The organism is Pseudomonas sp. TH37, assembly GCF_016650735.1.
GTDB lineage: Bacteria > Pseudomonadota > Gammaproteobacteria > Pseudomonadales > Pseudomonadaceae > Aquipseudomonas > Aquipseudomonas farris.
In genome coordinates this window covers 335,045-347,881 of the sequence record NZ_JAEKFD010000002.1, presented here as the reverse complement: position 1 = coordinate 347,881, position 12,837 = coordinate 335,045, and the positions used below count along the sequence as shown (strand labels likewise).

The following is a 12,837-nucleotide window of genomic DNA, read 5'->3' as shown; positions in this document are numbered from 1 at the left end:
GCGGCAACACCGGGCTGCCGCCCCGGGGCTTAGAAGTGGGTGAAGGTCAGGCCGAGCTTGTAGGTCGGGCCGTATTCTTCGTATTGGCCGTTGTAGGAGCGGTTGCCGGTGTAGACGAAGTACGGCTCGTCGGTGAGGTTCTGCGCCTCGAAGCTGACTTGCAGGTTTTTGGTCAGCGAGTACCGCGCGCTGAAATCGACGAAGGTCTGGGCATCGACGTGCAGGTCGTGGGCCTTGTCGTTGATCGAGGCCAGCTCAAAGAGGTAATCGGATTTGTAGTTGGCCGACAGACGCAGGCTCAACTTGTCGTCTTCCCAACCGAGCATCAGGTTGCCGACGGTGTCCGATTGGTTGGGCAAATCGATGCTGCGCTTGCGGTTGATACCACTGGCGGCGTCAAAGCCTTCGATCTCGGCATCGGAGCGGCTGAAGGTGGTGTTGGCGCCGAGCAGCAGACCGTTCCAGGGCGCCGGCAGCCAGTCGAATTTCTGCGAGTAGGCCAGTTCCAGGCCATAGAGTTTGGCGCTGTCGCCGTTAGCGAACGTATGAGCCTCGGAGAAATCGGCCCAGGCGCCGGTGCCGGCCAGGTCAGTGTTGTAGACGAAGTTCTTGATGTCTTTGTAGAACACGAACGCCGAGACCGTGCCGGCATGGCCCATGTAGTGCTCAATGCCCAGGTCGAGGTTGCTGGATTCCAGCGGCTTGAGGTCCGGGTTGCCGAAGGTCGCCTCGTCATCGTCAATGACAAAACCCGGTGCCAGTTGGCCGAAAGTCGGACGCACCACGGACTTGGTCCAGGCCGCGCGCACCTGGGTGTTCTTGTCCAGTTGATAGCGCGCGTGCAGGCCCGGCAACCAGTGGTGATAACGGCGTTTGGTTTCGGTGGACTGGAACTCGCCATCGGTGGCGCCCGTGCCCTTGGCTTCGAACTCGGTGCCTTCGTAGCGCATGCCGGCAATGAAACGCCAGTCATCGATATCGATGGTGTTCATCAGGTAGCCGGCGTTGATGTCTTCGCTGATCTTGAAGTCGTTGACCCGCGATTCGGTCTCGTCATAGAAGTCCGCCTGATTCAGGCCACCGATCAACTGCTTGATGGCGCTGCCGCTGATGCCCGGACCGAACTGGCCGAGGCGGTAATCCACGGTGCCTTTCTGGAATCGGCTGAGGTTGAGCTGTTCATCGCTGAAACCCAGATCGTCGAAATCTTCATAGACCCAGGCGTCGAGGTTGTTGTCTTTGTTGCGGCGGCTGACCTTGCCGCCGAATTTGACCTGGGACGCATAGCCGCTGAAGTCGTAGTCGCGGGCCAGGTCCAGGCGCAGGTTTTTCTCGGTGTCGGTGGTTTTCTGTTTTTCCCAATCGACCTTATCGAGGCTGAAGTTGTCCGGGTTGTAGAAGCCCTGACCGATGATGGGCCGCGGCTTGTCGTTGTCGTAGAAACCGCTGTCGGCAAAGTCGTCGGTGCCATTGAACGCAGCGTTGGCGATGTGGCCCGGGCTGTCTTCGCTGGAGCGACTGTAGCCGGCCTGGCCGCTGAGGGTCCAGAGGCCGAACATACGCTCGCCGCCTAATACGTAGGACTGGATTTCCTGGGTCTCTTCCCGTTGTTTGAGTTTGCGTGAGCCTTCGGCGTCGCCCAACTCCCCCGCCGCCAGCGGGTCGGCGAATTCGAGGCTGGTGGAATTACGCGTCTCGCTATCCTTGTAGCGGCTGTACAGGGTGCGCAGGTAATAGCTACTGAGGTCGTCGGGTTTGTAATCGAAGTTCAGGCCGCCACCGGAGCGTTCACGGCTGATGTCGTAGTCGCGTTGCTCGAACTCCTGCAATTTGGCGCCTTGCTCGAAGTCCCAGGCGCCGCCGGTTTCGACGTTGTCCGAGCCGAAGTCGCGCTTCTGCCAGCTCAGCGCCGCAGCGACGCCGAAGTTGTCGATGCCGTCGCCCAGGCTGAAGCGATCACTTATGGCGCCGGAAAATTTCGGGCTGGTCTGGTGGGTATTCTTGTCGTAACTGGCTTCGCTGCTGCCGGTGTAGAACAGCCCTTTGTGATCGAAGGCCGAGAGGCTTTTCACATCCACGGTACCGCCCAAGGAGTTAGCGTCCATGTCCGGGGTCAGGGTTTTGATCACCGACAAGGATTGCACCAATTCCGAGGGCAGCACATCGAGGGCCACGGCCCGGCGTTCGCTTTCCGGCGATGGCACCAGTGTGCCGTTGATGGTCACGCTGTTCAGATCCGGACCGAGGCCGCGCACGCTGACAAATCGCCCTTCGCCCTGGTCGCGCTCGACGCTGACGCCCGGCAAGCGCTGCACCGCTTCGGCAACGTTTTCGTCCGGCAACTGCGCCACGCCGTCGGCATGCACCACGCTCTTGATGCTGTCGGAACTGCGCTGCTCCTTGAGCGCCTGATCAATGCTCGCCGCCTGGCCCACCACTTCGACGTGTTCGGTGTTCGCCACGGTTTCGGCGGCGCTCAGGCGTTCACTGGCGATCGCCATGGCCAGGGCGGTGAGCGTGAAGCCGACCACTCCGGCGGTGCTGCTGCGCTTGTACATGAATGTCCTCCCCCAAGAGTCCGTTAACGCCAGGTAAGAGGCCCGGCAACTGGGAGGGCACGCTAGGGACGGGGGATGACGGTTCTGTGACAGGGGTTGGCGGGAGGTGCGGCAAACCGGGGTTTTGCCGGGTTTCGGGGAGGGAAGTGAGCTGAAATGACTTGTCAGCCAAGCCATTTCAGCTGCGGAGCACTGTTGTAGCAGCTGTCGAGCTTGCGAGGCTGCGTTCGGCTGCGCAGCAGTCGTGAATCAGGTTGACGCGGTCTGCCTGCCACACCGCAATCTCTGGTTTGACGACTGCTGCGCAGCCGAACGCAGCCTCGCAGGCTCGACAGCTGCTACAGATCGCATTACTGCTTGCTGGTCCTCACTCGCCAGAAAATCCCGCAGGACCATGAGCTGATTCGACCTCACACCTGCCTCACACCCCAGTCACCCGACTGTCACAAACATCTGCTGTGCTGGCGCGCATTGCTTCTTCGCCAAAGGATCGCGGCCATGTTCTCAGTGCTCAAACCTCACCGTTGGAAACTCGCCCTGCTGCTGTTGGCCGCCAACCTGGGGTTGCTTCTGCATCTGGCCTGCGGCGAGGTGAAACCGGTCAGCGAATGGGTCTGGCTGGACATCGTCGGTGAAGGTGGATCGGCGTTGCTGGCGTTGGTCTGGCTGGGATTGGTACTCAAGAGTCGGCCGGCCGGCCGCGTCACCAATTACCTGGCGCTGGGTTTGAGCGGGATCTTTTTTTCCTGGTGGATCGACAGCCTCGACGAGTTCATCCGATTGCCCGACAGCATCACCTGGGATCACTGGCTCGAGTCCGGGCCGATGCCGGTCGGCATGATCCTGCTGACCATCGGCATCTATCACTGGCACCGCGAACAACTGGCAATCAGCGCGCAGATGGAGAAACGCGAGCGGCTGTTCCGCGAACATCGGTTGTTCGACAAGCTCACGCCATTGGGCGGCGCCGATTACCTCAAGCGTCAACTGGCCGGCAGCCTTGAGGAAAGTCACGGCCAACAACAGCCGCTGTCGTTGTTGGCGCTGGACCTGGACAACTTCTCGGCCATCAATCAGGCCTTCGGGCATGCCGAAGGCGACGCCGTGCTGCAAGCGCTCAGTCATTTGCTGCTGCTCAATCTGCGGCGTCAGGACTTGCTCTGCCGACTGGCCGGCGACCGTTTCGTGGTGCTGCTGCCCAACACCGGCGAGAGCCAGGCACGGTTGCTGGCCCTGGAACTGCAACAGGCGGTTCAGGGCCTGGCGCACAAAACCCGGCAGCACGGCGAACGCTTGCAGCTGTCAGCGAGCACGGCGGTGGTGATGGCGCTGAACGAGTCGCCAGACACCCTGCTCAAGCGCCTTAACCTGGCGCTAGCCCGGGCCAAGCAGCCTCTGGCCAGAACGGCCTGAGGCCCGGCCATGACCCTGAAAACCACTTGGTACGAAACCGACAGCCGTTTCATTCCCGGGCATTATCAGCCGGCAACCCTGATCGATCTGGCGCTGTCCCGGGACATCGACAGTCATCGTCTGCTGCGCGGCACCGGGCTGTTTCATGAAGACATTCTGGCTGGCCAGACCCGCCTCAGCCCCCTGCAGTTTTTCGCGCTGATCGGCAACAGCCGACGTCTGCTGGATGCCGACGACAGCAGTTTTCTGTTCGGTCAGCGCCTGCTGCCCGGACACTACGGCGCCGCCAGCCATGCCCTGCGCCACGCACAAAATCTGCACCAGGCACTCGACACCCTGGTGCAGCAACAGGCGCTGCTCAGCCCGTTAATGACGCCGCGATTGGTGCTGGATGAAAAACACGCCTATCTCTATTGGCTGGACAGTTGCGGGGCCGGCGAGCAATGGCGTTTTCTGCTGGAAGCGAGCATGACCTCGCTGGTGGCCATGAGTCGCGCGCTGAGCGGCCAGCGTCTGCCGTGGGAATGCAGTTTCAGCCATGCCGAGCCCCGTTATGTCGAGCAATATTGGGTGCATTTGGGTGAGCACACTCAGTTCAACCGGCCTCTGGACCTGATGCGCATCCCCCGGGAATTTCTCGCCCAGCGATGGCCCGATGCGTCGGCCATTGCTGGCCAGGTCGCCCGTCAGGAAGCTCAGGGGCAACTGCAACAGTTGGGCTGCACGTCGAGTTTTCTCGACTGCATGTACCGCTATTTACAGCGCCACGTGCGCCACACTCCAAGCCTGGAACAAGCCGCCCAAACCTTCGCCATGAGCCCTGCCACCCTCAAGCGCAAACTGCAAAAACACGACACCGGTTTCCAGCAACAGGTGGATTTGGTGCGCAAGCACGTGGCCCTGTACCTTTACCAGATCAAGGGGTTCAGCAACGAAGCAGTGGCCGAGTACCTGAGCTTCAACGATGCGGCAAACTTCCGCCGCTCGTTCAAACGCTGGACTGGCAGTACGCCCAACCTGATCCGTCAGTTGTTCAATACCGGCTGAGGAGTCATGCGATCCGTAGATACTCTGTTCACCGTCAAGCCCTTCGCGTGGAGCAATATTCCACAATGAGCTGAGTGAGCGCTGCCACAATCGCCTGATCCGCTTCAGCAGAGGTGAACAACCGAAACTGCGCATCCGGCAAATCCGGCAACCCTTGCTCCGCCCCCAGAGCCGCCAGTCCCTGCCCCAATTGACTGACCGTCATGGGCGCCACCGCGAAACCAGCCAGCGCCGCCGCCCGCAACCCGGCGGTGCTGGTGCATGACATCGCCGTACGTTGGGCGATCCCTGCCTGAGCCAGCCGCCTCAGCGCTATCTCACGATAAGGACAGGGCTCAGAAAACAGCGCCAGCGGCAACGGTGTCGGTAACCGGGTGACGGGTTGCGCCGACCAGGCCCACACCAGCGGTTCTTGCCACAGTAGCACCCCCGCTTCGCTGGTTTCGCACAGAGAACCGATGACCAGCTCCAGATCGCCTTGCTTCATCAGGTTCAGCAACGTGCCAGGAATACCTACCTGCACGTCGATTTCCATTCCCGGGTACTGCGCCGCGAAATCCTGAAAAGCCCGCAGCAATCGCGGTTCGACAAAATCCTCCGACACCCCGATCCGCACCCGCCCATGAAACGGTGTGCGCGTCAGTTGCGCCCAGGCATCACGGTTCAACGCGAGGATCGTCCGCGCATAAGCGATCAGGCGCTCGCCATCGGGCGTCAATTGCTGGGAGCGAGTCGTACGCTTCAACAGCGGTTTACCGACCTGTTCTTCCAGTCGCCGCAAGTGACCGCTGACCGCAGATTGGGTCAGGTGCAGCTTTTCGGCTGCGCGGCTGAAACCGTCTTCATCGACGACGGTGACAAAGGTTTTTAACAACAGCACATCGAACATAGTTCTATTCGTGATTAATGGCTTATTAATTCACGATTTATATTCCAAATAAAACTATGTTGCAATGATCCAACTTCCCCGCCCGAGACACGCCATGACCACCCTTCTGCATATCGAATGCTCTCCGCGCAAACAGCGGTCGGCCTCCCTTGAAATCGCCCGCAGCTTCATTGCGCGCTATCAAGAAAACACCCCGGACACCGAAATCATCACCCTCGATCTTTGGAACATGGTTTTGCCAGAATTCGACGAGCTGGCAATGGACGCCAAATATGCCGGGCTCAATGGCACGCCCTTGACCCCGGCGCAGCAAGACGCCTGGAACACCTTGAAAGATCTGGCCGCGTACCTGCACCGCGCAGACGTGCTGGTGATGTCCGTACCGCTGTGGAATTTCAGCATCCCGTACAAACTCAAACACTTCATCGACCTGGTGTCGCAGAAAGATATTTTGTTCAGCTTCGACCCGGAACGCGGTCTGGAAGGCATGCTGCACAACAAAACCGCCGTGGTGATGTACGCCCGCGGCCTGGATTTTTCGGCGCAGTCGATCACGCCAGCGGAGCGCTTCGACTTTCAGAAGCCCTACGTGGAAGCCTGGCTGCAATTTATCGGCGTGAGCGATGTGCACTCGGTGATTGTCGAGAAAACCATTCTGGGGGAAGACGTTGACCTGAGTGCGCGCAAGGCCGCGACTCAGCAGGCCATGAGGCTGGCAGACAGTCTCGTGCTGTAAACTCACCTACCACCTCAAACAAGAGATCCCCCATGGCAAACCACGACATCACCTTTCTGCCCGACCCAGACCCGGAATCCATCTCCTCCGACGTCGCCGGTTTCGGCGGCCTGCTGGTCTCCACTCAAATCCCCACCCGCGCCGACGGCAGTCTGGAGCTGGGCGGCATCGCCGAGCAGAGCGAGTGCACCCTGCAAGCGCTCAAAGTGGCGTTGGAGCTTGCCGGCAGTTCGATGGACCGGGTTCTGCATCTGACCATCTACCTCACCGACATGGCTGACCGCGCCGCTTTCAATGAAGTCTACAAGCGCTTCTTTGCCAAGCCGTGGCCGGTTCGCGCCGCTGTTGGCGTGGCCTCATTGGCGGTCGAAGGTATGCGTGTGGAAGTCACTGCGATGGCGGCCAAGGGCTGAGTCTGCGGACTTGTCCGGTGGCCCTGCTCCAGCGAGCGGCTACCACCGGGCCATTCCCGACGGCAGATTTTGCGCCGTCGGGTGATCCTCACCGGGACTCAAAAAGCGGCTATTTGACCAGTCGTTTTTCCTTGGAAGGTCTGTAGCCGAAATACGAGCTATAGCACTTGCTGAAATGACTGGGCGACACAAAGCCGCAGGCAACCAGCACGTCTACCTGTGACAGCTCTGTGTGCTGAAGGAGTCGACGCGCTTCGGTGATGCGCAGCTCCATGTAATATCGCTGCGGCGTTGTCCCGAGCTGCTCCTTGAACAAGCGTTCGAGTTGTCGCCGGGAACGGCCCGCGTAGACCGCCAGCTGCTCCAACTCCAAAGGCTCTTCGAGGTTGGCGTCCATCAGCTTGACCACCTCTCGCAACGGCGCGCTCACACAGATATTTTCAGCCGGTTTGATGCGCCGGTAGCGAGACTCCTCGAAAGCGAGAATGTCCTCGATACCCTCGACCAGGGCTTTATCGTGCAGTTCCTTGATCCAGTCCAACGCCATATGAAATGCGCCAGAGGGACTGGACGCGGTGAGCCGGTCTCGATCGATGACATAGGGCTCACTGGTGACATGCGTCGCCTTGGAGATTTCCGCGAGTGCTGGACGATGTTCGGGGTGAATGGCGCAACGGTATCCATCGAGCAAGCCTGCGCTGCCCAGGAACCATGCACCGTTCCACAACCCGGCCAGAATGACACCTTGGTCTGCCGCCGCTCGCAACAGACTGATGAGCTCATCAGTCGCCTTCAGTTCTGTCCTGTAGCCGCCGCAAATAACCAGCAGGTCCAGGTCGTGAATGGCTGAAGAGTCGATGCGCGCATCCGGCCGAATGACCAGGCCCAGATCGCTGACGACCTCCCCCTCATTCAAACCAAACGTTCGGGAAGAGAACAAGCCGGGGCGCAGAAGATTCGCGGTGACAATCGTGTCCAGTGCCTGGGTGAACGCGGGCAGCGAGAAATGCTCGAGCAGCAAAAAGCCCGCCCGAGTCATTCGAGCAGGCTCGCCAGTGTTTTCATTCAGATAGCGGAGGTTTTTCCCCTTCATGCCTCCGCTGAATTGACGTCGTTCGATCAATGTTCGACCCACTCGGTTACGTTAGCCAATCTGTCATTTGGTGCGCCTTATAAAGCGTCATGCTACCTGTAGAAGCTCAAAAAGCCCTAGGGGGCGTTCTCAATTAGTTTCACCGCCGCGCCGAAACTAATTGAGAACGCCCCCTGGTACCATTATGCGACCGATCAGGCTAGTTGAAAGCCGTGACGAAAAACCCGAACTCCCTCCATACCGCTGAATCCAATGTGTAGGCCAATGGAGGTGAGTGAAATGAACAATGATGACCGTGTTAATGACGACGAATCAGAAACGACCTCGAACGTCCCGCCTGCCGATACGTCTGGCAAACCCGACGATGTGGTCGAAAGAGAACTTGAGGACAGCGACAGTGACGCCGAAAGTTTAGATGAAGCGCGAAACCAGGAGCGGGAGGCTGAAGAGCTCAGGCGAAAAATAGCGGAGATAGAACGTAAAGTGGCGGACGGTAACTAGCAAAATGCCGGAGGGGCGAGAGACATCATGATGCAGATGCTGGCCAAGGGTGATCTCACAAACGGGGTTATGCGCTCCGATAATTGACCGTTTTGAGTTGTGGATTCAACCGGTCGATGCAACAGATTGCAATTGAGCCAAAACCGGTCAATATCGCTCCTTTCGTCTACCCTCACAAAGCGCCAGGCATGCTTGGCGCCTCGACATTCTTTCGTTAATACACCGGAGATCTTCCATGCTCAAGCGCACCCTGGCATTGGCCATCGGCTTGACCCTGTCATTTTGCACCCTCTTGGCGCAGGCCGCCGATACGTTGAAAGTCAGCGCGATTCCCGATGAAGCCCCTACCGAACTGCTCCGCAAGTTCAAGCCGCTTGGCGCCTATCTGGAACAACAGCTGGGCATGAAGGTCGAGTTCGTGCCGGTGAGTGACTATCCAGCCGTGGTCGAAGCGCTAGCCACCGACCGCATCGACCTGGCTTGGCTGGGCGGCTTCACGTTCGTGCAGGCACGCCTGAAAACCGGCAATGCCATTCCGCTGGTACAGCGTGAACAGGACGCTCAATTCACCAGCAAATTCATCACCGCCGACCCTGCCGTCAAGTCCCTCGCCGATCTCAAGGGCAAGACCTTTGCATTCGGCTCGGTGTCCTCCACTTCAGGCAGTCTCATGCCGCGTTATTTCATGTTGAAGGACGGCATCAAGCCTGAAACTTACTTCAGCCGAGTCGGCTACTCCGGCGCCCATGACGCCACTGTCGCCTGGGTCCAGGCTGGCAAGGTCGACGCCGGCGTACTGAACGCCAGCGTGTGGGAAAAACTGGTCGCCGCCGGCAAGGTCGACACCACCAAGGTCAGAGTGTTTGCGACCACCCCGGCCTACTTCGACTACAACTGGACGGTGCGCGGGACCCTCGACCCAGCGCTGGCGGCCAAGATAAAGGCAGCCTTCCTGGCGCTCGATCCGGCGAAGCCTGCGGACAAGGCGATTCTGGATCTGCAGGCCGCCAGCCGATTCATCGAAACCAAGCCTGAGAACTATATGGGCATCGAGGAAGCCGCCCTCGCCGCCGAACTGCTCAAATGACATTGCGTCTGACTCAGGTCAGCCTTACCCACGCCAACGGCGTCCAGGCGTTGCGTGGCGTGGATCTGCACATCGGTGCCAGCGAACAGGTCGCCATTATCGGCCCGTCCGGCGCGGGTAAGTCGAGCCTGCTCAACCTGCTGGCCACCGCCCTGCGACCGGGCAACGGCGAGTTGCAGGTGCTCGGCGAGCGAGCCTGGCAGCTTTCGGCCCGTCAGCGTCAGCGTCTGCGCGCGCGCATCGGCCTGATCCATCAATCGCCTCCCCTGCCACCGCGCCAGCGCGTGATCACTGCGGTTCTGGCCGGAAAGCTGGGTCAGTGGGGTTTGGGCAAGAGCCTGTTGAACCTGCTGCATCCACTGGATATTCCGGGCGCACGCGCGGCATTGGCCAGGTTGGACCTGAGTGACAAGTTGTTCGCGCAATGCCAGCAACTGTCCGGTGGACAGTTGCAGCGCGTGGGCATTGCCCGCGTGTTGTACCAAGCGCCCGAGGTGTTGCTGGCCGATGAGCCGGTATCGGCCATGGACCCCGTGTTGGCCCAGCACACGCTTTCGGTGCTCTGTAGCCATGCCCGGCAGCACAACGTCACCCTGGTCGCCAGCCTGCATGCAGTGGAGCTGGCCCTGGCGCACTTTTCGCGCATCATCGGCTTGCGTGATGGACAGATCCTGTTCGACCTTCAGGCCAGCGAAGTCGACCGTGAGTTGCTCGACAAGCTCTACGCCAACGAACAATTGCTGTCCCCACCGATTGCTCCGGTGCCCTTGAGTGTGCAGATTCCCCGATGCTGACCCGTGATACCCGAGATCCCGCCACCCGACCCCGCCTGCTGCTCACCTTGCTGGCCCTTGCCTTGCTGTGGCCGAGCATCCACTTCAGCGAGTTGGACCTCAGCGTGCTGGTGGCGAGTGACAGTCAGAGCGAGATGGGCCGGTTTGTATCCGCCTTCTGGCCACCTGCTCATGGCGAGGAGTTCATCGAGCTGCTGTTGCAAGCCACCCTGCAGACCCTGGCCATCGCCACGGCGGGCATGGCCCTGGCGTTGCTGTTGGCAGTTCCCGCCAGTCTGTTGGCCAGCCGTGCTCTGTCGCTGTCTGCTGCCTCCCGCGCCGGCCACCCGAGTTATTGGGGCCAACTGCTGCGTTGGCCCATACGCGGTTTACTGATTTTCCTGCGCAGCGTGCCGGAAATCGTCTGGGCCCTGCTGTTCGTGCGCGCCGTCGGCCTCGGCCCGACTGCCGGGGTGCTGGCCATTGCCATTACCTACAGCGGCATGTTGGGTAAGGTTTACGCGGAAATTTTCGAGTCGGTCGACCAGCGCCCGGCCCACGCGCTACTGCAATCGGGCAGCGGTCGGCTCGCAGCCTTTTGCTATGGGATTCTGCCCAATGTCGCGGCGGAGCTGCTGTCGTACACGGTGTACCGCTGGGAATGCGCAATCCGTGCTTCGGTAGTGATGGGCTTTGTCGGTGCCGGCGGTCTGGGCCAGCAAATGGATCTGTCGTTGCGCATGTTCGCCGGTGGTGAAGTGGCCAGTTTGTTACTGACGTTCCTCGTGCTGGTGCTGCTCGCCGATCAACTCAGCCGCCTGCTGCGCTGGAGGCTGGCATGAATCGCCTGATCAATCTGGCACTGCTGCTCTGCATCGGCGCAGCGGTGGTCGCCTCGTTCATCTACCTGGGCATCGACCTCGGCGAGCTGGGCGGCACCGGCAACCTGAAGCAGATGGGCGCTTATGCGCAGCGTTTTCTCAGCCCGGACCTGAGTTCGGGCCATCTGCAAGCCATCGGCCACGGCGCGCTGGAAACCATTGCCATGTCTGCCCTGGGCACCCTGCTCGCGGCGGTATTCGGTCTGCTATTGGCATTGCCTGCGGCCGGGCGCTTCGGCTGGCCACTGCAGAGCGCGTCGCGCCTGGTGCTCAACGCCTTGCGCGCCGTTCCGGAGCTGGTGTGGGCCGCGCTGATGGTTCTTGCCGCCGGTCTCGGCCCCAATGCCGGCACCCTGGCATTAGCCCTGCACACCACCGGCGTACTTGGTCGGTTATTCGCCGAAGCGCTGGAAAACACCCCACCAGAACCCGCCGAAGCCATCCGTCTGCAGGGCGGCAACGCCGTATGGGCTTTCTGTTACGGCACACTGCCCAACCTGTTGCCACAGCTACTGGCCTACATCCTGTATCGCTGGGAAAACAATATCCGCATGGCCAGTGTGCTCGGTTTCGTCGGCGCCGGTGGTTTGGGGCAAATGCTCTATGTCAGCCTCAGCCTGTTCCAGGAAGCGCAAGCCAGCACGGTTATTCTGGCCATGCTGTTACTGGTACTCGCCGTCGATACATTGAGCAGCTGGAGCCGTCAACGCTGGGTCAAAGCTTGACTGCTTTCGGTGCCGGGCAATCGTTCAGTGGGTCTTCGAAGCTATGCAAACCCGAGGAACGACAGAATAACCACGATGATCACGACTACCCCGACGATGTAGATGATGTTGTTCATGAAGGCTACCTCTCAACCTGGACAGGACTGCGACACGAGGGTGCTACAAATACAAGGTACTGCACCTTTGCGCGCAATTCCATTCGGAACACACATAGGCTCCGCTCTCGCGGAAATCAGAAAAGACGGAACAGTGAACGGCGACAATCTGCGAGGACCACGCGCATCGGTGGTGCGCACAGCGTCGGCAATCGCGCCAAACCCACCTACGCCCGATGAAATGATTGTGGCTGTCCGCTCCTGGTCTGCGACATCAGTCGGATGCCAGCCCGCCTGCTCCAGAGCTTCGTGCGCAGCCACAAGTGCAAACTCGATGAAACGATCCATCTTCTTGCGATCCTTGGCCGAAATGATGCGCTCCGGGTCGTAACCCGCGATGGCATCCTCCTCCAGTGACGGCACCTGACCGCCTACCGCAACACCCGTACCCTCCGTGATATCGTCGGGCAAGTTACGGATGCCAGAACGCCCAGCCAGCAGTCTCTTCCAGACTTCTTCTAATCCACACCCCAGAGGCCCGACAATTCCGACGCCCGTGACTACGATTCGCTTTTGACCTTCGAGATGAATCATTGAATCCTCTTCATTTTTCAGTCGACGCCCAC

Annotated in this window: 12 protein-coding genes and 1 pseudogene; 9 read left to right on the top strand and 4 right to left on the bottom strand. The window is 60.1% G+C overall.

Going from position 1 to position 12,837, the window contains the following annotated elements; genetic code table 11:
• Window positions 1-29: 29 nt before the first annotated feature.
• Window positions 30-2,558 (bottom strand): TonB-dependent receptor, encoded by a 2,529-nt coding sequence (locus tag JFU11_RS06675; protein WP_201060146.1) that lies wholly within the window; start codon window positions 2,556-2,558, stop codon window positions 30-32.
• Between the two features lie 498 nt (window positions 2,559-3,056).
• On the opposite strand from JFU11_RS06675, the gene JFU11_RS06670 reads away from it, so the two are divergent.
• Together JFU11_RS06670 and JFU11_RS06665 are read left to right on the top strand one after the other, a co-directional pair.
• On the top strand, window positions 3,057-3,971 hold the full coding sequence (locus JFU11_RS06670; protein WP_123721211.1) for a GGDEF domain-containing protein: 915 nt from the start codon (window positions 3,057-3,059) through the stop codon (window positions 3,969-3,971).
• Between the two features lie 9 nt (window positions 3,972-3,980).
• A complete protein-coding gene (locus JFU11_RS06665) occupies window positions 3,981-5,018 on the top strand; it encodes an AraC family transcriptional regulator (RefSeq protein ID WP_123721210.1) in 1,038 nt (345 codons plus the stop codon).
• A 34-nt stretch (window positions 5,019-5,052) separates the two neighbouring features.
• On the opposite strand, the gene JFU11_RS06660 is transcribed toward JFU11_RS06665, so the two are convergent.
• Entirely contained in the window at window positions 5,053-5,907 is an 855-nt protein-coding gene (locus JFU11_RS06660; RefSeq protein ID WP_201060145.1) for a LysR substrate-binding domain-containing protein, read from the bottom strand.
• A 94-nt stretch (window positions 5,908-6,001) separates the two neighbouring features.
• On the opposite strand from JFU11_RS06660, the gene JFU11_RS06655 reads away from it, so the two are divergent.
• Together JFU11_RS06655 and JFU11_RS06650 are read left to right on the top strand one after the other, a co-directional pair.
• Window positions 6,002-6,643, top strand: a complete 642-nt coding sequence (locus JFU11_RS06655; protein ID WP_201060144.1) for an NAD(P)H-dependent oxidoreductase — start codon at window positions 6,002-6,004, stop codon at window positions 6,641-6,643.
• Window positions 6,644-6,675: 32 nt separating this feature from the next.
• A complete protein-coding gene (locus JFU11_RS06650; RefSeq protein ID WP_038983873.1) occupies window positions 6,676-7,056 on the top strand; it encodes a RidA family protein in 381 nt (126 codons plus the stop codon).
• Between the two features lie 109 nt (window positions 7,057-7,165).
• Here JFU11_RS06650 and JFU11_RS06645 read toward each other — a convergent pair whose 3' ends face one another.
• On the bottom strand, window positions 7,166-8,179 hold the full coding sequence (locus JFU11_RS06645; RefSeq protein WP_201060143.1) for a GlxA family transcriptional regulator: 1,014 nt from the start codon (window positions 8,177-8,179) through the stop codon (window positions 7,166-7,168).
• Window positions 8,180-8,428: 249 nt separating this feature from the next.
• Between JFU11_RS06645 and JFU11_RS06640 the strand changes: the two genes are divergently transcribed.
• From JFU11_RS06640 to phnE (JFU11_RS06620), 5 genes are all read left to right on the top strand, one after another.
• Window positions 8,429-8,650 (top strand): hypothetical protein, encoded by a 222-nt coding sequence (locus JFU11_RS06640; protein WP_201060142.1) that lies wholly within the window; start codon window positions 8,429-8,431, stop codon window positions 8,648-8,650.
• Window positions 8,651-8,885: 235 nt separating this feature from the next.
• Window positions 8,886-9,737, top strand: a complete 852-nt coding sequence (locus JFU11_RS06635; protein WP_201060141.1) for a putative selenate ABC transporter substrate-binding protein — start codon at window positions 8,886-8,888, stop codon at window positions 9,735-9,737.
• Window positions 9,734-10,531 (top strand): ATP-binding cassette domain-containing protein, encoded by a 798-nt coding sequence (locus tag JFU11_RS06630; RefSeq protein WP_201060140.1) that lies wholly within the window; start codon window positions 9,734-9,736, stop codon window positions 10,529-10,531. The genes JFU11_RS06635 and JFU11_RS06630 overlap by 4 nt, the downstream gene beginning before the upstream one ends.
• A complete protein-coding gene (phnE, locus tag JFU11_RS06625) occupies window positions 10,525-11,352 on the top strand; it encodes a phosphonate ABC transporter, permease protein PhnE (RefSeq protein ID WP_201060139.1) in 828 nt (275 codons plus the stop codon). The genes JFU11_RS06630 and phnE (JFU11_RS06625) overlap by 7 nt, the downstream gene beginning before the upstream one ends.
• On the top strand, window positions 11,349-12,116 hold the full coding sequence (gene phnE / locus JFU11_RS06620) for a phosphonate ABC transporter, permease protein PhnE (RefSeq protein ID WP_123721202.1): 768 nt from the start codon (window positions 11,349-11,351) through the stop codon (window positions 12,114-12,116). The genes phnE (JFU11_RS06625) and phnE (JFU11_RS06620) overlap by 4 nt, the downstream gene beginning before the upstream one ends.
• A gap of 227 nt (window positions 12,117-12,343) precedes the next feature.
• Here the strand turns inward: phnE (JFU11_RS06620) and JFU11_RS06615 are convergent.
• A pseudogene (locus JFU11_RS06615) lies at window positions 12,344-12,805 on the bottom strand (beta-ketoacyl synthase N-terminal-like domain-containing protein); the annotation flags it as partial.
• Window positions 12,806-12,837: the final 32 nt, after the last annotated feature.

Excerpts from the sequence above, each read along its gene's own strand:
- JFU11_RS06675 (WP_201060146.1), bottom strand. The coding sequence starts at position 2,558 with ATGTACAAGCGCAGCAGCACCGCCGGAGTGGTCGGCTTCACGCTCACC.
- JFU11_RS06670 (WP_123721211.1), top strand. The coding sequence starts at position 3,057 with ATGTTCTCAGTGCTCAAACCTCACCGTTGGAAACTCGCCCTGCTGCTG.
- JFU11_RS06665 (WP_123721210.1), top strand. The coding sequence starts at position 3,981 with ATGACCCTGAAAACCACTTGGTACGAAACCGACAGCCGTTTCATTCCC.
- JFU11_RS06660 (WP_201060145.1), bottom strand. The coding sequence starts at position 5,907 with ATGTTCGATGTGCTGTTGTTAAAAACCTTTGTCACCGTCGTCGATGAA.
- JFU11_RS06655 (WP_201060144.1), top strand. The coding sequence starts at position 6,002 with ATGACCACCCTTCTGCATATCGAATGCTCTCCGCGCAAACAGCGGTCG.
- JFU11_RS06650 (WP_038983873.1), top strand. The coding sequence starts at position 6,676 with ATGGCAAACCACGACATCACCTTTCTGCCCGACCCAGACCCGGAATCC.
- JFU11_RS06640 (WP_201060142.1), top strand. The coding sequence starts at position 8,429 with ATGAACAATGATGACCGTGTTAATGACGACGAATCAGAAACGACCTCG.
- JFU11_RS06635 (WP_201060141.1), top strand. The coding sequence starts at position 8,886 with ATGCTCAAGCGCACCCTGGCATTGGCCATCGGCTTGACCCTGTCATTT.
- JFU11_RS06630 (WP_201060140.1), top strand. The coding sequence starts at position 9,734 with ATGACATTGCGTCTGACTCAGGTCAGCCTTACCCACGCCAACGGCGTC.
- phnE (WP_201060139.1), top strand. The coding sequence starts at position 10,525 with ATGCTGACCCGTGATACCCGAGATCCCGCCACCCGACCCCGCCTGCTG.
- phnE (WP_123721202.1), top strand. The coding sequence starts at position 11,349 with ATGAATCGCCTGATCAATCTGGCACTGCTGCTCTGCATCGGCGCAGCG.